The sequence below is a fragment of the Pseudomonas sp. AC242 genome, assembly GCF_979258655.1.
Map to the genome: position 1 here is coordinate 6,005,544 of NZ_OZ409873.1, position 17,610 is coordinate 6,023,153.

Annotated in this window: 17 protein-coding genes; 7 read left to right on the forward strand and 10 right to left on the reverse strand. The window is 59.8% G+C overall.

Annotated elements, in window-relative coordinates; genetic code table 11:
- Window positions 1–57: 57 nt before the first annotated feature.
- Window positions 58–333: a hypothetical protein gene (locus ACZZ0A_RS27045; RefSeq protein WP_007917948.1), complete on the reverse strand. Its 276-nt coding sequence runs from the start codon at window positions 331–333 to the stop codon at window positions 58–60.
- A 303-nt stretch (window positions 334–636) separates the two neighbouring features.
- Here ACZZ0A_RS27045 and ACZZ0A_RS27050 point away from each other — a divergent pair, with 303 nt between their 5' ends.
- From ACZZ0A_RS27050 to ACZZ0A_RS27065, 4 genes are all read left to right on the forward strand, one after another.
- Window positions 637–1,140, forward strand: a complete 504-nt coding sequence (locus ACZZ0A_RS27050) for a hypothetical protein (RefSeq protein ID WP_007917950.1) — start codon at window positions 637–639, stop codon at window positions 1,138–1,140.
- Between the two features lie 182 nt (window positions 1,141–1,322).
- Window positions 1,323–3,251, forward strand: a complete 1,929-nt coding sequence (locus tag ACZZ0A_RS27055) for a RecQ family ATP-dependent DNA helicase (RefSeq protein ID WP_095113941.1) — start codon at window positions 1,323–1,325, stop codon at window positions 3,249–3,251.
- Window positions 3,252–3,464: 213 nt separating this feature from the next.
- On the forward strand, window positions 3,465–4,691 hold the full coding sequence (locus ACZZ0A_RS27060; protein WP_463543966.1) for a 3-hydroxyacyl-CoA dehydrogenase: 1,227 nt from the start codon (window positions 3,465–3,467) through the stop codon (window positions 4,689–4,691).
- A gap of 201 nt (window positions 4,692–4,892) precedes the next feature.
- Entirely contained in the window at window positions 4,893–5,318 is a 426-nt protein-coding gene (locus tag ACZZ0A_RS27065; protein ID WP_007909073.1) for an acyl-CoA thioesterase, read from the forward strand.
- A gap of 55 nt (window positions 5,319–5,373) precedes the next feature.
- Here ACZZ0A_RS27065 and ACZZ0A_RS27070 read toward each other — a convergent pair whose 3' ends face one another.
- From ACZZ0A_RS27070 to ACZZ0A_RS27085, 4 genes are all read right to left on the reverse strand, one after another.
- Window positions 5,374–5,856: a glycine zipper domain-containing protein gene (locus ACZZ0A_RS27070; protein ID WP_007909074.1), complete on the reverse strand. Its 483-nt coding sequence runs from the start codon at window positions 5,854–5,856 to the stop codon at window positions 5,374–5,376.
- Window positions 5,857–6,146: 290 nt separating this feature from the next.
- The gene (locus ACZZ0A_RS27075) at window positions 6,147–8,495 is read right to left on the reverse strand and encodes an FdhF/YdeP family oxidoreductase (protein WP_077570248.1); all 2,349 of its coding nucleotides are present in this window, start codon (window positions 8,493–8,495) and stop codon (window positions 6,147–6,149) included.
- Window positions 8,492–9,331, reverse strand: a complete 840-nt coding sequence (gene fdhD / locus ACZZ0A_RS27080) for a formate dehydrogenase accessory sulfurtransferase FdhD (RefSeq protein ID WP_007909076.1) — start codon at window positions 9,329–9,331, stop codon at window positions 8,492–8,494. The genes ACZZ0A_RS27075 and fdhD overlap by 4 nt, the downstream gene beginning before the upstream one ends.
- Window positions 9,332–9,423: 92 nt before the next feature.
- Window positions 9,424–10,311, reverse strand: coding sequence for a LysR family transcriptional regulator (locus ACZZ0A_RS27085; RefSeq protein WP_007909077.1), 888 nt, complete (start codon window positions 10,309–10,311; stop codon window positions 9,424–9,426).
- A gap of 139 nt (window positions 10,312–10,450) precedes the next feature.
- On the opposite strand from ACZZ0A_RS27085, the gene lysM reads away from it, so the two are divergent.
- The gene (gene lysM / locus ACZZ0A_RS27090) at window positions 10,451–10,891 is read left to right on the forward strand and encodes a peptidoglycan-binding protein LysM (RefSeq protein ID WP_414894991.1); all 441 of its coding nucleotides are present in this window, start codon (window positions 10,451–10,453) and stop codon (window positions 10,889–10,891) included.
- 100 nt (window positions 10,892–10,991) lie between these two features.
- Here lysM and yrfG read toward each other — a convergent pair whose 3' ends face one another.
- Complete coding sequence (gene yrfG / locus ACZZ0A_RS27095) at window positions 10,992–11,654, reverse strand: GMP/IMP nucleotidase (protein WP_463543967.1); 663 nt, start codon at window positions 11,652–11,654, stop codon at window positions 10,992–10,994.
- 88 nt (window positions 11,655–11,742) lie between these two features.
- Here yrfG and nudE point away from each other — a divergent pair, with 88 nt between their 5' ends.
- The gene (nudE, locus tag ACZZ0A_RS27100) at window positions 11,743–12,309 is read left to right on the forward strand and encodes an ADP compounds hydrolase NudE (RefSeq protein ID WP_007909093.1); all 567 of its coding nucleotides are present in this window, start codon (window positions 11,743–11,745) and stop codon (window positions 12,307–12,309) included.
- A gap of 5 nt (window positions 12,310–12,314) precedes the next feature.
- A complete protein-coding gene (cysQ, locus tag ACZZ0A_RS27105; RefSeq protein ID WP_095113985.1) occupies window positions 12,315–13,148 on the forward strand; it encodes a 3'(2'),5'-bisphosphate nucleotidase CysQ in 834 nt (277 codons plus the stop codon).
- A 203-nt stretch (window positions 13,149–13,351) separates the two neighbouring features.
- Here cysQ and ACZZ0A_RS27110 read toward each other — a convergent pair whose 3' ends face one another.
- The 4 genes from ACZZ0A_RS27110 to rfbC are packed head-to-tail and all read right to left on the reverse strand — an operon-like array spanning window position 13,352 to window position 17,582.
- The gene (locus ACZZ0A_RS27110) at window positions 13,352–13,807 is read right to left on the reverse strand and encodes a YiiD C-terminal domain-containing protein (protein WP_463543968.1); all 456 of its coding nucleotides are present in this window, start codon (window positions 13,805–13,807) and stop codon (window positions 13,352–13,354) included.
- Window positions 13,804–15,189 carry a sigma-54-dependent transcriptional regulator gene (locus ACZZ0A_RS27115; RefSeq protein WP_007909097.1) on the reverse strand — a complete coding sequence of 462 codons (1,386 nt, stop codon included), beginning with the start codon at window positions 15,187–15,189 and terminating at the stop codon, window positions 13,804–13,806. Before ACZZ0A_RS27115 ends, ACZZ0A_RS27110 begins: the two co-directional genes overlap by 4 nt.
- A complete protein-coding gene (locus ACZZ0A_RS27120; RefSeq protein WP_007909099.1) occupies window positions 15,186–16,994 on the reverse strand; it encodes a sensor histidine kinase in 1,809 nt (602 codons plus the stop codon). The genes ACZZ0A_RS27115 and ACZZ0A_RS27120 overlap by 4 nt, the downstream gene beginning before the upstream one ends.
- Window positions 16,995–17,036: 42 nt before the next feature.
- Window positions 17,037–17,582 carry a dTDP-4-dehydrorhamnose 3,5-epimerase gene (rfbC, locus tag ACZZ0A_RS27125; protein ID WP_007909101.1) on the reverse strand — a complete coding sequence of 182 codons (546 nt, stop codon included), beginning with the start codon at window positions 17,580–17,582 and terminating at the stop codon, window positions 17,037–17,039.
- Window positions 17,583–17,610 lie beyond the last annotated feature (28 nt).

The window sequence follows — 17,610 nt, forward strand, 5'->3', positions numbered from 1 at the left end:
AGTGTCAGTTGCATGTATAAATAAAGCGTGGTGGTGTTTCCGTATTTGTAGTGTGGTTCAGTTGTATGTTGTTTGCGGTGGTTTTTGTTTGGCAACTTCAAGTAAGTCGCAGCCATCCTGCACCAACAGATAAAGTGCATTGACGATGTTGGGAATATCTTTCACGTCAGCCTGCTTGAAACATAAGCAGTAGAGCGTTTCCAGCAAATCCCCGGCCGCCCGTAAACGCTGATCGGCGGCATTGATCAGATCCGTCTGGCTTGAGTGGCTGTCGATAAGCAGTACCGGGTTTTCGCTGTAGCAGGTCTTGAGGGGGCGATAGCGGTTGATCATGGTGAGGCGTGTCCTGTTCGAAGGCGCTGGGGCGGGCCGGCAGCGGGTTTGCAGCCGCGCCGGCCACTATAGAAGGGCGTTTCTCTGTGGGACAAGACAGCTGCAATGGACAGTATTCGTAGGGGTTTTTCCGTGTTTTGAGGAAATGCCCTACGTGTTTTCGCAGCTTTTTCAGGCCAAAACCCTTAGGCGTAATAATTCCTACGTGATTGTCAGGCGATTCGCAGTAAACCGCTGTATCGTGCGCGCCAGAATCTGTAGGGCGTTTCCAAACGTCTGACACGCGCTTAAAGGGAATTAGGTATGCACTGGCTACGAATGGCCGCAATTTTATTGCTCGGGCTGGGCACTTGCCGTTTGGCCATGGCCTCTGAAGTTGGCAATGCATGGGTGCTGGATCGTCTCGATCGTACCGACTGGCCGGAGGCCCTTATCAGCCAGGCGAACATGGACACGGCTTCACGCGGTGAGGTGTTGATGTTCGCTAAAGCCCTGCTGGCCAGCGAGGCGCTGGATGAGGAAGGGCTTGAGCAGCGACTCGGTGTGCCCCACGTGCAACTGAAGTCGATTCGCCACGTGCGCGACGGCCTCTGGGAGGGATTGCTGAGCACCTATCGCAACGCCAGCCAGAACTGTGATGAGCAACCGTTTTGCCCGCGTGTGCGCAGCGTCGCTGACTTGCGTCAGTTGGCGGCAGCGTTTACCGGCGACATCAGCCCGGCCCATGCGTTGTGGGCGAGCAAAAGTCAGGGCGTGCATGAGCAGATGCTGAATGAGCAGTTGCGGGTGGCGGTGTTGCGTCCCTGATTTTTTAAGCTTTGTGATGTGGCGACTGGCCTCTTCGCGAGCAGGCTCGCTCCCACAGAGTGCCACGGTGTTCGTGACATCCGCTGTATCATTCCGAATCGATTTGGCCCCGACCTTTTCTCGACTCGCTGCGATCGCCCGCTAGGCTGTTGGCATGGCAGCAGTCAATGGAGTGACAGCGAATGCACAACACCCTGGAACAGGTTTTTGGTTTTCCACAGTTTCGACCCGGTCAAGAAACCGCGATCAGTGCGGTGCTGGCCGGGCGCTCGGCGGCGGCGATTTTCCCCACCGGTTCCGGCAAGTCGATTTGCTATCAATTGCCGGCGCTGATGCTGCCGCATCTGACGTTGGTGGTCTCGCCGTTGCTGGCGTTGATGCAGGATCAACTGGCCTTTTTACAACGTCACGGTATCTCGGCGGGCAGCATCGATTCGGCGCAGAGTCGCGATGATGCCAATGACGTGATGGCTCGCGCCCGTTCGGGTGAATTGAAGATTCTGATGATCTCGGTGGAGCGCTTGAAAAACGAGCGCTTCCGCAACTTTCTGCAGCAGGTGCCGATCTCGTTACTGGTGGTGGACGAGGCGCATTGCATCTCGGAGTGGGGCCACAACTTCCGCCCCGACTACCTGAAGCTGCCGGACTATCAGCGCCAGTTCAACATCCCGCAAACTTTGCTGCTGACAGCCACCGCAACGCCTAAAGTCATCGCCGACATGCAGGCCAAATTCGCTATCGCCGCTGACGATGTGGTGACCACCGGTTTCTATCGGCCCAACCTCAATCTACTGGTGGAACCGGTACGTGGCCAGGACAAGCGCCGGCGTCTGGTGGAGTGGATGGCCGAGCGGCCGGGGCAGCCAAGTATCGTCTATGTGACCTTGCAGAAGACTGCTGAGCACATCGCCGAACACCTTGAGCGCAACGACATTCAGGCCGAGGCGTATCACGCCGGTTTAGCCCACGACAAACGCGAAGCTATCCAGAAACGCTTCATGGCCGGGCAATCCAATTGCATCGTCGCGACCATCGCGTTCGGCATGGGCATCGACAAAAGTGACATCCGCAATGTCGTGCACTTCGACCTGCCGAAATCCATCGAAAACTACAGCCAGGAAATCGGCCGCGCCGGGCGTGACGGGCAGCCGTCGGACTGTCTGGTATTAGCCAATCGCGACAGCCTCAATGTGCTGGAAAATTTCGTCTACGGTGATACGCCGGAGCGTGACGGCATTCGTTATGTGCTCGACGAACTGAAGGCCTCGGTGCCGGACGGGCAGTGGGAGTTTCTGCTTGGGCCATTGGCGGATCAGAGCAATATTCGCTCACTTCCGCTGAAGACATTGCTGGTGCAACTGGAACTGCGCGGCTTGATCGCGCCGCGCTACGCCTACTACGCCGAATACCGTTTCAAATACCTGCTGGAACCCGAAGCGCTGCTTGAGCGCTTCGAAGGTGAACGCAGGGATTTCGTCGCTGCGATCATTCAGACCTCGGCGCGCGCACGCACCTGGGCCACGGTGAATTTCGAGGCGATGTACTCGCAGTATTCCGCCGAGCGCAATCGAGTGGTGAAGGCGCTGGATTATTTTCAGGAGAAGGGCTGGGTCGAGCTGGAAAGCAAGCAGATGACCGAGGTCTATAGCCTGCTGAATAGTGACTTTGACAGCGATGCCCTGAGCGCTGAGTTGCATGACTATTTCACCCGGCATGAGCAGGCCGAAGTGGCGCGCATCCACACGATGCTTGAAGTCTTCGCCAGCGAGCGCTGCCTGGGCTATCGCTTGGCCGAGTATTTCGGTGATCACAATGCGCCCGAGCAGTGTGGGCATTGTTCAGTGTGTCACGGCCAGGTTGCGCGGTTGCCGGCGCCACCGGAGTTGCCAGCGCTTGTGGATAAAAACTTTGCGGCGTTATGTGGCGATTTTATCCACAGGCACGAGCAGCACACTGGGGTGATTCCAACGGCTGAGCGGCTGACGAGGTTTCTGTGCGGGATCAGCGTGCCGCTGTTCACCAAGCTCAAGGCGCGTGCGATTCCCGGGTTTGCGGTATTGGAAGAATATCCCTACGCCGAAGTCCGCAGCTGGGCGCAAGAGCACCTCTGATCGTTGTAGGAGCTGCCGAAGGCTGCGATCTTTTGATGTTGATTTGTTCAAGATCAAAAGATCGCAGCCTTCGGCAGCTCCTACATTAAGTGTCATCAAGGCGGGGGCTCTATCCATCCGCTGAATGTCGATCATCACGGTAATAAACTTCAAAAACTGTCGTTGGCTGACTATGGTTGAGGTCTGTCTTTGGATCGCCAACAAGAGAACAACATGAGCCAGACATCCTTCGATATTCAGCAGGCCGCAGTGATCGGTGCGGGCACCATGGGCCGGGGCATTGTCATGTGTCTGGCCAATGCCGGCGTGAACGTGCAGTGGGTGGATAACAATCCACAGATGCTTGAACAGGCGCTCGCCACAGTGGCCGAGACTTATGCACACAACGTGCGCCAGGGCCGGATTGATCAGGCCGAGGCGGATGCACGTATCGCTCGGGTCAGTGCGGCGGCGGATTACCCGGCGATTCGCAATGTCGATCTGGTGATCGAGGCGGTGTACGAAAATCTTGAGCTGAAGCAGAAGATCTTTCGTGAGCTGGATGGCTTGCTCAAGCCTGAAGCACTGTTGGCGAGCAATACATCGGCGCTGGATATCGATGCGATTGCTGCGGCGACAAGGCGTCCGGAGCAGGTGCTGGGTCTGCATTTCTTCAGCCCGGCGCACATCATGAAATTGCTGGAAATCGTTCGCGGTGCGCAGACTTCCGCGGCGGTGCTGGAAGCGGCGCTGGCGCTGGGCAAACGCATGGGCAAGGTCAGTGTGGTGTCGGGCAACTGCCACGGCTTTATCGGCAATCGCATGTTGCATCCGTATGTCCTGGAGGCGCGCAAGATGCTGCTCGAAGGCGCTTATCCACAGCAGGTCGACGCGGCACTGCAAGGTTTCGGTTTTGCCATGGGGCCGTTTCGCATGTACGACGTGGTCGGCATCGATCTGGAGTGGCGTGCGCGCGAATTGGCCGGCAAGGGCCAGGATGCGCCAGAGGTTCAGGTGGACAACCGCTTGTGCGAGATGGGCCGGTTCGGGCAGAAGTCTGGCAATGGTTATTACCATTACGAGCCGGGCAGTCGTCAGGCTGAGCATGATCCTGAGGTCGATGCGCTGGTATTGCGGGTCAGCGAAGGGCTGGGCTTCCAGCGCCGCGAGATCGGCCCGGAGGAGATTCTGGAGCGTTGTCTGTTGGCACTGGTTAACGAAGGCGCGAAGATTTTGCAGGAGGGTATTGCCGAGTCGGCGCACGATATCGATCTGGTGTATCTGAACGGCTACGGCTTCCCGGCGGACAAGGGCGGGCCGATGGCCTGGGCGGATCAGCAGGGGCTGGCGGCTATTCATCAGCGCTTGCTGGCGCTGGAGACACGGCAGGGCGATCAGTGGAAACCGGCGCGGTTGATTGGTGAGTTGGCGGCGCAGGGTAGGCGGTTTGCTCAGGATTAGTGTTGAAGTCAAAATCTTACCCCCTCACCCCAGCCCTCTCCCCCAAGGGGGCGAGGGGGAAAGGGAGCCGATCTCTGTGCCTTTCGCGTTCGACTCGACAGTTCAGGTCGGTGTATTTCGAGAGAACACCTCGGTCAGTCCCCTCTACCTCTGGGAGAGGGCAAGCAGCCTCACTGAAAAAACAAGAGAACCAGCACAACCATGTCCACCCCTCAGCGCACCGACTACCCACACTTCCAGCCCATCACCACACGCTGGCACGACAACGACGCCTACGGTCACGTCAACAACGTCACCTACTACAGCTTCTTCGACACGGCGGTGAACACTTACCTGATACAGGTCGGTGGTCTGGATATCCATGATGGCGAGGTGGTGGGGTTTGTGGTCAGTTCGGCGTGTGATTACTTCGCCTCGATTGCCTTTCCTGATCTGATCGAGGTCGGTCTGCGGGTCGGAAAATTGGGCAACAGTTCGGTGCAATACGAGTTGGCGGTGTTCAAGGTCGGCGATAGCGAGGCCTGCGCGGCCGGGCGCTTCGTTCATGTATTCGTCGATCGGGCGAGTAACCAGCCAGTGCCGATTCCCGCCAAGCTGCGGCAGGCACTGGAATACCTTGTGGTTTAAAAAAGGCAAAAAAAATCGCAGCCCTCGGGCTGCGATTTTTCTTCAAGCATTCGCCTTAACGGTGACGATAGTACTTGTGATGCTTGCGGTGGCCGTAGGCATGGCCGCGACCTGGGTGGCCGTCGCGGTAGTAGCGACGATCATCGTGACGACGGTCGTAACGACGATCATCGTCATCGCTTTTGTTGCCCATGTAGTTACCCAGCGCGCCACCGGCGCCGCCACCTGCTGCGGAGCCGATCAGGCTGCCGGTGGTGCCGCCCATGCTGCGGCCGACTACGTTACCGCCGGCTGCGCCCAGCGCACCACCGATGGCGGCTTCGCCACGGCTGCGTTTGTCGGCGCCGACCGCGCTACCACCCGCACCGCCCAAGGCTGCGCCGATGGTGGAACCTGTATTGCCGCCTAACGACTGACCGACGACCGAGCCAAGAACCCCGCCCAATGCGCCGCCCACACCTGCTTCGGTGGTGCCGCCAGCAGACGCAAAGCCACTGACCAGGCCAAGGGACAACAAGAGAATCGAGGAGAACTTCATAGAGGAGCCTCAAAGGGATGACGGCGCCGATCCTGAGGCTGTGTAACAAGCGTGACAATCGAAATCCGACGAATAACACGACTTGTATACAATTTTGCAAGTTGCTGTTTTATCAGCGGAACTTAACCGTTTTTCGCCGGTCTTTAGCTACTTCGGACAGGCCGCTTTTGTGAAAAAGCGGCCTTTTTTGTGGGCGGTTGAAAAGCAGAAGCGAAAAGATCGCAGCCTTCGGCAGCTCCTACAGGAATCGGTGTAGGAGCTGCCGAAGGCTGCGATCTTTTGATTTTGAATTAAGCAGATTTGGCCATGATCAACCCAGTCTCACTCGCCGCTTCCAACCGAATCGCAATGAACTTAGACGTCGGCGTATGGCTGCCATCCCCGGTGCTCTCCAATGGCACCAGCGGATTCACTTCCGGGTAATAAGCCGCCGCTTGCCCGGCCGGAATATCAAACGCCAGCAAGGTGAAGCCCTTCACCCGACGCTCACGACCATCGTCCCACAGCGACACGATGTCGGCCTTTTGCCCCGGACGGAAGCCCAGACGAATGATGTCGGCCTCGTTGGCAAACAGCACATCACGCTGGCCCTTCACTCCGCGATAACGGTCGTCGAGACCATAAATCGTGGTGTTGTATTGATCGTGGGAACGCATCGATTGCAAGATCAGGTCCGGTAGCTGCCCGGTGGCGCGGGTGCGTTCGTGTACCAGATCTTTGGGCAGCATGTTCGCGCGGAAGTTGGCCCGGCCCGACGGTGTGTTCCACTTGCGCGCGCCAGCGCTGTTGCCGAGGTAGAAGCCGCCTGGGTTTTTGATCTTCTCGTTGAACTCTTTGAAATTGGGAATGGTGTCGGCGATCAGTTCGCGGATGCGCCCGTAATCGGCCACCAGCCAGTTCCAGTCCACCGGTTTGCTGCCCAGTGTGGCGGCAGCGATGCCGGCAATGATCGACGGCTCCGAGCGCATCTGGTTCGACAGCGGTTGCAACTGCCCGTTGGAGGCGTGAACCATGCTGAAGGAGTCTTCCACGGTGACCGCTTGCGGGCCTTCGGTCTGGATATCGATGTCGGTCCGGCCGAGGCACGGCAGGATCAGCGCGTCTTTACCGTGAGCCAGATGGCTGCGGTTGAGCTTGGTGCTGATCTGCACGGTCAGGTCGCAATTGCTCAGTGCGGCGAACGTGCGCGGGCTGTCCGGCGTGGCTTGGGCGAAGTTGCCACCCAGGCCGATAAAGACTTTGGCGCGGCCCTCGGCCATCGCATGGATTGCCTCGACCACGTTGTGGCCGTTATGACGCGGCACCTTGAACTGGAAGCGTCGTTCCAGCGAATCAAGGAACGCCACTGGCGGACGCTCGTTGATGCCCATCGTGCGGTCGCCCTGCACGTTACTGTGGCCGCGCACCGGACACAGACCAGCACCGGGTTTACCGATGTTGCCGCGCAGCAGCATCAGGTTGGCGATTTCCTGGATGGTCGGTACTGAATGGCGATGCTGGGTGATGCCCATCGCCCAGCACATGATGACGTTCTTGCCTTTGGCGTACATGCGCGCCGCTTGCTCGATTTCGACGAGGGTCAGGCCGGATTGCTCGACGATCTGTTCCCACGGCGTGTCATCGACCACGCCGAGATACTCCAGCACGTTAGCGCTGTGGGCGTTGAGGAAATCGTGATCGAACACGGCAGGTTCGCCAGCCTTCTGCGCATCGCGCTCCCACTGCAGGAGAAACTTGGCCATGCCGCGCAGCAGCGCCATGTCACCGCCAAGTGCCGGGCGGAAATACGCGGTGTTGGTCGGCTTGTCACCGTTGGTGAGCATTTCGATCGGGTGTTGCGGGTGCTGGAAGCGTTCCAGGCCACGCTCTTTCAACGGGTTGATGCACACCACTTGCGCGCCGCGTTTCACCGCTTCACGCAACGGTTCGAGCATGCGTGGGTGGTTAGTGCCCGGGTTCTGGCCCCAGACGAAAATCGCATCGGCGTGTTCGAAATCGTCGAAGGTCACGGTACCTTTGCCGACGCCGACACTTTGCGCCAACGCCACACCGCTGGCCTCGTGGCACATGTTCGAGCAGTCAGGGAAATTGTTGGTGCCGTAGGCGCGCACGAACAGTTGATACAGGTAAGCCGCCTCGTTGCTGGCACGACCCGAGGTGTAGAACTCGGCCAGGTCCGGACTCGGCAGGCTTTGCAGGTGTTTGGCGATCAGGGTGTAGGCGTCGTCCCAACTGATCGGCTTGTAGCGATCGGTTTCGGCGTCATACACCATCGGCTCGGTCAGGCGCCCCTGATACTCGAGCCAGTAGTCGCTCTGCTCCAGCAACGAAGTGACGCTGTGCTTGGCGAAGAACTTGGCGTCCACGCGGCGCTTGGTTGCTTCCCAGTTCACCGCTTTGGCGCCGTTCTCGCAGAACTTGACCATGCCGCTTTCCGGCGAATCGCCCCACGCGCAACCCGGGCAGTCGAAGCCGCCGTTCTGGTTGGTCTTGAGCATCATGCGCAGGTTCTTCAGCGCGTTGTCGCTGGTCAACCAGGCCTGAGCCACACTGATCAGGGCACCCCAGCCGCCGGCGGCACCTTTGTAAGGCTTATAGCGCGGGACAGGTTTCTGGTCGGCTTGATGATGTTGGCTCACGCTTGATTCTCCATCGCGGGGCTGTACACCCGCGGCGCACTTTTCTGCGGCAGGTGGATGAGATTGAGGTTGTGTCGACGGGCCCATTGCACGGCAAGGCCCGTGGGCGCGGACAGGCTGACCAGCGTCTGGATGCCGGCACGCAAGACTTTCTGGATCAATTCGAGGCTGCAACGGCTGGTCACAATCGCTAGGCCGCCTTCTGTGGATATCTTCTGGCGGATCAGCCCGCCGATCAGCTTGTCGAGGGCGTTATGCCGGCCGATGTCTTCGCGGCCGAGTAGCAATTCGCCGCTGGCGTTCATGAATACCGCCGCGTGCACCGCACCGCAGTATTGGCCCAAAGGTTGAAATGCACTGATGCGCTGACGCAAACCGTCGAGCCATTCAATCGGCGGCAACGGCGCACCGGGCAACACCTTCAGATCGGGCAGTGCTTGCTCGACCGCTTCAACGCCGCACAATCCGCAACCGCTGGTGCCGGCCATTTGTCGACGTTGTTGCTTGAGGTTCCAGAACGCGCGATTGGCGATGGTTACTTGCGCATATTGCGCGGAGCCGGCGCCGGTCAGTTGCAGGTCATAAATGTCAGTAGCGTCGATGATGATGCCGCTGCCGAGGCTGAAACCGACGATGAAGTCTTCAAGGTCGGTCGGCGTCACCAACATCACCGCCTGGCTGATGCCGTTGTAGGCGATCGCCAACGCGACTTCCTCGGCCAGCGCGGTGCTGGCCGATTCCTCACGGGGTAAATCGCTGTAACTGTAGGTCTGGCTGGCGGCTGGCGCGGGCGTTTCGAGTGCAGGCGCCGCGCAGGCTGGGCGCTTGGCGTTCATGGCATCACCGACGGTTTGATCAACGTTAAGACTAGGCGCGGCAAGTTGTCGCGTCTAATCGCTAGTGTCGATCTATCGATAGATGCCGTCGATCAAGAGGCTGTTGGTGATTCCCGATACAGCGCGAAACAGGCTTCCGCCAGCGCGGAACGTGGGGCGCCGCGACGCATGATCAGGCCCAGCGGGGCGAGGGTCTGGGCGTCTTCGATCGGTTGCAGGCGCAGGTGATCGGTGAGTTTTTCCAGGCCGCCGTCCAGCGGCATGATCGCGCAGCAAAAACCGCCGTGCACGGCTTGTAACAATTGATGCACGGCATCGGTTTGTAGCAACGGTTGTGGAGTCAGGCCGCGGCTGTGGAAGTTGTGGTCGATGGACTGGCGAAAATGCATGCCGCTGGTGAGCATGCCCAACGGCAGTTCGATCAGCGACTGCCAACTCAACGCGGCGTCGCCAAATGTGAATGAGCGCTGATCGTAAAGCAGGCCCATGCGCGTTTCACTGAAGGCCAGGGATTCGAAGCGCTCGTTATCCAGACGATCCAGATAAGACACGCCGAGATCAATGCGGTTATTCGCCAAATGCTCGAGGATCTGCTCGGAACTCAGCGCCGACATTTCAAAGCGCAAATTCGGGTGGGCGCTGTGCAGGCGTTGCATCAACGGCAGCGGATCGAAACTCGACAGCGGCACCACGCCCAGCCTCAGCGTGCCGATCAGATTGCCGCGACACGCCGCCGCTTCCGCGTGCAAACCGTCATACGCCGCCATCACCGAACGTGCCCACGCCAGCACGCGCTCGCCCGGCGCGGTGAAACCTTCGAAACGCTGGCCACGGTTGACCAGTGGCAGGTCGAGTTCTTCTTCAAGACTGCGCAGGCGCATCGACAGCGTTGGCTGGGTGATATGGCAACGCGCGGCGGCCTGGCCGAAGTGGCGGGTTTCGTCGAGGGCGATGAGGAATTTCAGCTGCTTGATGTCCATCTTCGCTCCGGGCGCTGGCAGGGGTGGGGGATTCTACCGCTTGCGCGGTGGCAGGGTCATTGGTCGGCTTGGAACCGGGTTTGTCTGCTGTGGTCTAGGCTTGGACGACTGATCCTTTTATTCCATGGAGAGAACCACGATGAGTCTTTTAAGTTTTGTAAAAGAAGCCGGTGAGAAGCTGATCGATCTGCTGACCCCGGGCAACGCCAATGCCAGTGAGCAGTTGAAGGAACACATCAGCAAGGTCGGCTTGGGCAATCCGAATGTGCAGGCAACGGTGGATGGCGACAAAGTGACCGTCACCGGTGAAGTCGCGAGTCAGGAAGAGAAAGAGAAGATTTTGCTGGCGGTGGGCAATATTGCCGGAGTTGGCAGCGTGGATGATCAGATCACCGTGACCGGCCCGGTTGTTACTGCCGCACAGTTTGTCGTGGTCAAGTCTGGTGACACCCTCAGCGCGATTTCTCTGCGTGTGTACGGGGATGCCAACAAATATAAGAAAATTTTCGAGGCCAACAAACCGATGCTCAAGGATGAGAACAAAATCTATCCGGGGCAGACACTGCGTATTCCTGAGTAACACAACACTCCTGTAGGAGCTGCCGCAGGCTGCGATCTTTTGATTTTGATTTTTCCAAACAAGATCAAAAGATCGCAGCCTTCGGCAGCTCCTACAAAGATCAAAGGCCAGCGATCAGATTGCGGTAATCCTCAACCGCCGCAAACTCAGCCGTGTCCTTCGGCCCCTTGCGGCTGTCCGGCTCTTTCACCGCCAGCAAATGTGCCACGCCAAAATCCCGCGCACTGCGCAGAATCGGCAAGGTATCGTCGATAAACAGACTGCGCGCCGGATCAAAGCCGATGTCCGCCTGCAAGGCATCCCAGAACTGCGGGTTCTCCTTGGGAAACCCATAATCATGCGAGCTGATCAGCCGTTCGAAATACGGCGCCAGCTCAATCCGTTCCAGCTTCAGCGACAGTGAATCGCGGTGCGCGTTGGTGATCATGATCACCCGTTTACCGGCGCGCTTGATCGCTTCCAGAAAGGTATCGGCATCCGGCCGCAAGGCAATCAGGTGCGCAGTTTCCAGCTTCAGTTCACGCACCGACAACTTCAGCTCGGTACTCCAGAAATCCAGGCAATACCACTGCAACTGGCCAGCGTGGCGTTCGAACAGCGGCTGCAATTCCATCTCGGCCATGGCCCGGCTGACCCCGTGCAGTTCGGCGTAACGCTGGGGCAGGTGTTCCAGCCAGAAATGATTGTCGAAGTGCAGATCCAGCAGCGTGCCGTCCATGTCCAGCAGAACGGTATCGATGTCGGACCACGGTAATGAAGGCATGGCAACGTCTCGAACGGTAGAAAGATATCCGACATAAACAATCGGGAAAGCCGCGTTATAGTAGCGCGTTCACGCCAAGGAGCTTTGCATGCGCCAGAAACCCACCGTACTTGCCCGCGAGATCGTCGCCACCAGCCGTCTGTTTTGCGTCGAAGAACTCAAACTGCGCTTTTCCAATGGCGTGGAACGCACTTACGAGCGTCTGGTCGGCAAAGGTGCGGGCTACGGCGCGGTGATGATCGTGGCGATGCTGGATGCCGAACACGCGGTGTTGGTCGAGGAATATTGCGGCGGTACCGATGAGTACGAACTGTCCTTGCCTAAAGGTTTGATCGAACCGGGCGAAGACGTATTGGCGGCAGCCGAGCGGGAGCTCAAGGAAGAAGCCGGATTTGGCGCGCGACAACTGGAGCATCTGACCGAGCTGTCGCTGTCGCCCGGTTATATGAGCCAGAAGATCCAGGTCGTTCTGGCTACCGATTTGTACGAAGAGCGGCTGGAAGGCGACGAGCCCGAGCCGATGCGCGTCGACAAGGTGAATCTGCGCAAATTGTCGTCGCTGGCGCTCAATCCGCAGTTTTCCGAAGGCCGTGCATTGGCTGCACTGTATTTGACCCGCGATCTGCTGACCGATCGCGGATTCTTTCCAGCATGAGTGAAATGTCGATGAAGTTTCCCCATCCGTTGATGGCGCCGGTGATTGAACTGGCCTTGCAGGCCGGCGAGGCGATCTTGCCGTTCTGGCGCGCCGGCGTTGAAGTCACGGCCAAGTCCGATGAATCGCCGGTGACGGCGGCGGATCTGGCCGCGCATCACCTGATTCTCGCCGGGCTGACGGCGCTGGATCCGAGCATTCCGGTGTTGTCGGAAGAAGACGCCAACATTCCCCAGAGCGTACGCGCGGGTTGGCAGCGCTGGTGGTTGGTCGATCCGCTGGATGGCACCAAGGAGTTCATCAGCGGCAGCGAAGAGTTCACCGTGAACATCGCGCTGATCGAAAACGGTCGCGTGGTGTTTGGTGTGGTGTCGATGCCGACCAATGGTCGTTTCTACGTTGGCGGTGCCGGGCTTGGTGCGTGGCGCTGCGACGAGGGCGGCACGCCGGTTGCGATTCAGGTGCGAGACGTGCCGGGGCCGGGCGAGGCGTTTACGGTTGTGGCCAGCCGGCGGCATTCGAGTCCCGAGCAGGAGCGTCTGCTGGCAGGGCTGAGTGCAAGTCTGGGCGAGCTGCAATTGGCGAACATTGGTAGCTCGCTGAAATTTTGTCTGCTGGCGGAAGGCGCAGCGGATTGCTATCCGCGACTGGCGCCGACTTCGCAGTGGGACACGGCGGCGGCGCAAGGCGTGCTGGAAGGAGCGGGCGGTGAAGTGTTGGATCTGCGCGGGGATGCGTTCTGCTATCCGGCGCGGGAATCGCTGTTGAACGAGTTCTTTTTGGCGCTGCCGGCGAAGGCGGCCTGGCGTTCCAGATTGTTGGAGTTGGCTCGCGGTTAAGTGGGCTGATCGGCAATCGCCCTCACCCCAGCCCTTTCCCCCAGGAGAGAGCCGACCGAGTTGTCTTGCGTCATACATCGACCTGAAAGATGAGGTCGATTATGGATTCAGCAAAGCGCCATCAGGTCGGTGTACGTCTGAAGCATCCCCCAATCAGTCCCCTCTCCCTCGGGGAGAGGGTTAGGGTGAGGGGCCGTTGATCTTCAGCGGTGCAAAACGTACTGCCCGGTAAATGTCACGGCGTCTTCTTCGCTGCCCTGATTGACGATCCGCGTACTCAACGTCAACCGCGCCCGCCCATAACGCTGATACATCGCGAGAAACTTCTTCCACACTGCCGCATCCGGCGCCGGGCAGATTGCCGTGGCGTCGCCCGTGACCGGCAGCGGATAACTGATCTGCCCCTCCTGAATCACAATGTGCCCGTCGGTGATGCCTTCTTCCTTCAAACGCAGATGCAACCAGCCCCAACCGGCCAGCACCGCACCGCAGTAAAGACTGCCGCCGAACATCGTGCTCTTGTGATTGACGTTCGGCTCGAGTGGCAGATGCAGACTCAATTGGTGTGCATGCCAGTCGAGCACCTTCAGCCCCATGTCCCGTGTCAGGGGAATGTCGTGATGCAGGACCGATTCCAGATAGCGACTGTCAGTGCTCATTCGTTTTCATCCCCATGGCTGCTGTCGCCAAAGTTGAGGCCATGCTTGCGCAACTTGTCATGCAGGGTCTTGCGCGGCACGCCCAAGGCTTCGGCGAGGCTGCGCACTGAACTGTGAGAGCGCGCCAGTTCGGCGGCAATCAACGATTTCTCGAAGTTTTCCACTTGCTCGCTGAGACCGCCGTTGATGACTTCAACCGGTGTGTTGCCAGTACCTTCGGCGCCGCTGTTATCCAGTGCCAGTTCCAGACCGAGGGCGAAACGTTCGGCGGCATTCTGCAGTTCGCGCACGTTACCCGGCCAGGTGTGGCGCAACAGCAAGGCGCGTTGTGCCGGTTGCAGTTCGTGGGGCGGCAGGCCGTGGCGGGCGCTGGCTTCATCGGCGTAATGCTGGAACAGCACCAACGCATCTTCGCCGCGTTCGCGTAGCGGTGGAATGCGCAGTGGCGCGACATTGAGGCGGTAATACAAGTCGGCGCGGAAGCGGCCTTGATCGGCGGCCTGACGCAGGTCTTCCTTGGTTGCGGCAATCACGCGGATGTCCAGCGGGATCAATTGATTGCCGCCCAGGCGTTCGACCACGCGTTCTTGCAGCATGCGCAGCAACTTAACCTGCACGTCCATGCTCATGCTTTCGATTTCATCGAGAAACAGCGTGCCGCCATTGGCGAATTCGAATTTGCCGATCCGGCGTTTCTGCGCACCGGTGAACGCGCCGGGTTCGTGGCCGAACAGTTCGCTTTCCACCACGGACTCGGCCAGTGCGCCAGCATTGATCGCCACGAACGGGCCATTACGACGGCTGGACAAATCGTGCAGCGCACGGGCGACCACTTCTTTGCCGGCGCCGGTTTCGCCGAGGATCAGCACGTCAGCCTTGGTCGCGGCCAGCGCACCGATCTGCTCACGCAAGCGCAGCATCGGCGTCGAATGGCCGACCAGACGCGCGCTCAATTCATTGCGGTCGCTGAGGGCCAGACGCAGGCTGCGGTTGTCCAGCACCAGGCGGCGCAGGGCCAGCGCGCGGCGTACGCTGTCGAGCAGCGCATCGCTGGCGAAAGGTTTTTCGAGAAAGTCATAAGCGCCGGCACGCATGGCCTGCACCGCCAGCGGTACATCGCCGTGGCCGGTGATCAGCAGCACCGGCAGTTCGGGATCCTGCGCGTGTAATTCGCTGAGCAATTCCAGGCCGTCCATACCCGGCATGCGGATGTCGCTCACCACCACGCCCGGCCAGTCGCGTTCAAGCTGTGCGGCCAGCCCCTTGGCTTCGGACAGCGGCAAAATTTTCAGACCGGCCAGATCCAGTGTCTGGCCGAGGGCCTGACGCAGGTGTGGATCGTCGTCGATCAACACCACCTGAATGCGATTGTCGATGGTCATGCACTTCGATCCTCGGACGGTTGCAGGCTGACCCCGGGCGCACCGGCGCGCAGTCGCAGGGTAATCAAGGCGCCACCTTGCTTGTGGTTGGCGAACGACAGTTCACCACCGAAGGCGCGCATCAGCGTTTCACAAATGGCCAACCCCAGCCCCAGACCCTGAGTACGGGTCTTGGTGGTGTAAAAGGGCTCGCTGGCGCGGCCGAGGGCCTCCATGCAAAAGCCCGGGCCGTTGTCGCGAATGTACAGATTGACGCCCTCGGCGGTGGATTCGGCACTCAGCCAGAGTTTGCGCGGCGGACCTTTTTCGGTGAGCGCGTCGAGGGCGTTGGCGAGCAGATTGCCAAGCACCTGACGCAGGCGCGTTTCCCCGGCCTCGACCCACAGCGTGGCGGCCGGCAGATCGCGGATCAGCTCGACTTCCATGCTCCGGCGCCGTTTGGCCAGCAGCGCCAAGGCATCGTCGAGCGCTGGTTGCAGGGCAACGCTTTCCGGCGCGTGGCGATCGCGGCGGGCAAAGGCGCGCAGGTGGGCGATGATCGAGGCCATGCGCCCGGTCAGTTCGCTGATCAGTTTGAGGTTGCCGCGCGCATCGTCGGTGCGCTGATGATCGAGCAGCACTTCGGCGTTTTCCGCGTAGCTGCGGATCGCTGCCAGCGGCTGATTGAGTTCGTGGCTGATGCTCGCTGACATGGTCCCCAGCGCCGACAGCTTGCCGGCCTGGACCAAGTCATCCTGGGCGCGCACCAGTTCCTGCTGGGCCTGTTCACGCTCCAGCACTTCTTCCTTCAAACGTCGGTTGAGGCCTTCGAGGTCGCTGGTGCGTTCCGCCACGCGGCCCTCAAGTTCGCGGCGTGCCTTGGCCTCGAAGGCGATGCGCTCCAGATAATGCCGGCGGCGCTGCATCATCAGACCGAGCAACAACATCAGCACCAGCAGCGTGGCGCCGCCGATGGCGACCACGGTGCGCACCGGACGGTCGATCAGCGTGCGCGGGGCAAGGATGCTGACGCTCCAGCCGGTTTCGGCAATGTCGTGGGTCTGGATCAGCCACGCCGTCGGGCTAAGGTTAAGCGGGCGCGGCTCGCGGGTCGGGTAAGGCTGGATCGCGGTGATCGCCGAGCGCTCGCTGTCGCTCAAATTACGGGTTGAGCGAAAACGCCATTCCGGACGCGACGTGAGGATGACCACGCCGTTGTGGTCGGTGACCAACAGTTGTTCCGGGGTTTTGCCCCAGAGGCTTTCGGTGTGGTCGAGGTCAACCTTGATCACCAGCACGCCGATGATTTTTTCGCCGTTACGCACGGCGGCGGCAAAGAAATAACCGCGCTTGGCCGACGTGGTGCCGAGCCCGAAGAAGCGCCCGAGGCGCCCGGCCATGGCTTCGCTGAAGTACGGACGGAAGGAGAAATTGCGGCCGACGAAACTGTCGTGCTTGTCCCAGTTCGACGCTGCCAGCGTCTGCCCGCTGGTGTCCATCAGGTACATGACTTCGGCGCCGGTCTGCGCGGCGATGTTCTTCAGCAGGCGATTGGCATTGCCTTGGGTGACGCCGTCGTCCGGCGCTCCGAGTACCGCGCGCAGAGCGGGCAGGTCGCCGAGAATCTGTGGCAACACTTCGTAGCGGTGCAGGGTGCCCAGCAGGTTGGCGACGTACAGGTCGAGGGTCTGGCGGTTCTGGCCTGCCAGTTCGCTGCGGTAATAGCGCTCGGCAAGATGTTCCAGCGGCCACAACAGCGGCGCCAGACACAGGGCCAGCAGCGCGAGGCTGCGCCAGCGAGGTCTGCGGGGAAGGGTTGGTTTCATGAGCCGGAAGCGCCTGTAGGGACAGGCGCATTATGCCCGGCCTCAGGCGAAGACGTCAGCGTCCTTGAAGAAGGCTGCAGCCTGATCCTTGGCGGACAGCTTCGGGGCTTCGTCCAGTTGCCAATCGATGGCCAGATCCGGATCGTCCCAGCGAATACTGCGTTCTGCCGACGGCGTGTAGTAGTCGGTGGTCTTGTAGAGGAATTCGGCGAACTCGCTCAGCACGACGAACCCGTGGGCGAAACCTTCCGGGACCCACAACTGACGATGGTTGTCTGCCGACAGGCGCACGGCCATCCATTTTCCGAAGTGCGGTGAGCTGCGGCGAATGTCCACGGCGACATCCAATACTTCACCGACCGTTACGCGGACCAGTTTGCCCTGAGTGTTTTGCAGTTGGTAATGCAGACCACGCAATACGCCTTTTTGCGAGCGCGAGTGGTTGTCCTGAACGAATTGTGTGTCCAGCCCCGTTGCATCCTGAAAAGCCTTGGCATTGAAACTTTCGTAGAAAAACCCGCGCTCGTCACCAAACACCTTGGGTTCGATGATCAGGACACCGGGCAGGTCGGTGGTGATTACATTCATGGGGTTTCCATAGGCCAGTGTTAATGGT

Bases quoted from the DNA above. Each gene is read 5' to 3' on its own strand.
- ACZZ0A_RS27065 (WP_007909073.1), top strand. From the start codon at position 4,893: ATGTCCACCCCTCAGCGCACCGACTACCCACACTTCCAGCCCATCACC.
- ACZZ0A_RS27055 (WP_095113941.1), top strand. From the start codon at position 1,323: ATGCACAACACCCTGGAACAGGTTTTTGGTTTTCCACAGTTTCGACCC.
- ACZZ0A_RS27050 (WP_007917950.1), top strand. From the start codon at position 637: ATGCACTGGCTACGAATGGCCGCAATTTTATTGCTCGGGCTGGGCACT.
- ACZZ0A_RS27110 (WP_463543968.1), bottom strand. From the start codon at position 13,807: ATGAGCACTGACAGTCGCTATCTGGAATCGGTCCTGCATCACGACATT.
- ACZZ0A_RS27115 (WP_007909097.1), bottom strand. From the start codon at position 15,189: ATGACCATCGACAATCGCATTCAGGTGGTGTTGATCGACGACGATCCA.
- nudE (WP_007909093.1), top strand. From the start codon at position 11,743: ATGCGCCAGAAACCCACCGTACTTGCCCGCGAGATCGTCGCCACCAGC.
- ACZZ0A_RS27120 (WP_007909099.1), bottom strand. From the start codon at position 16,994: ATGAAACCAACCCTTCCCCGCAGACCTCGCTGGCGCAGCCTCGCGCTG.
- ACZZ0A_RS27045 (WP_007917948.1), bottom strand. From the start codon at position 333: ATGATCAACCGCTATCGCCCCCTCAAGACCTGCTACAGCGAAAACCCG.
- fdhD (WP_007909076.1), bottom strand. From the start codon at position 9,331: ATGAACGCCAAGCGCCCAGCCTGCGCGGCGCCTGCACTCGAAACGCCC.
- ACZZ0A_RS27085 (WP_007909077.1), bottom strand. From the start codon at position 10,311: ATGGACATCAAGCAGCTGAAATTCCTCATCGCCCTCGACGAAACCCGC.
- ACZZ0A_RS27060 (WP_463543966.1), top strand. From the start codon at position 3,465: ATGAGCCAGACATCCTTCGATATTCAGCAGGCCGCAGTGATCGGTGCG.
- lysM (WP_414894991.1), top strand. From the start codon at position 10,451: ATGAGTCTTTTAAGTTTTGTAAAAGAAGCCGGTGAGAAGCTGATCGAT.
- yrfG (WP_463543967.1), bottom strand. From the start codon at position 11,654: ATGCCTTCATTACCGTGGTCCGACATCGATACCGTTCTGCTGGACATG.
- rfbC (WP_007909101.1), bottom strand. From the start codon at position 17,582: ATGAATGTAATCACCACCGACCTGCCCGGTGTCCTGATCATCGAACCC.
- ACZZ0A_RS27070 (WP_007909074.1), bottom strand. From the start codon at position 5,856: ATGAAGTTCTCCTCGATTCTCTTGTTGTCCCTTGGCCTGGTCAGTGGC.
- cysQ (WP_095113985.1), top strand. From the start codon at position 12,315: ATGTCGATGAAGTTTCCCCATCCGTTGATGGCGCCGGTGATTGAACTG.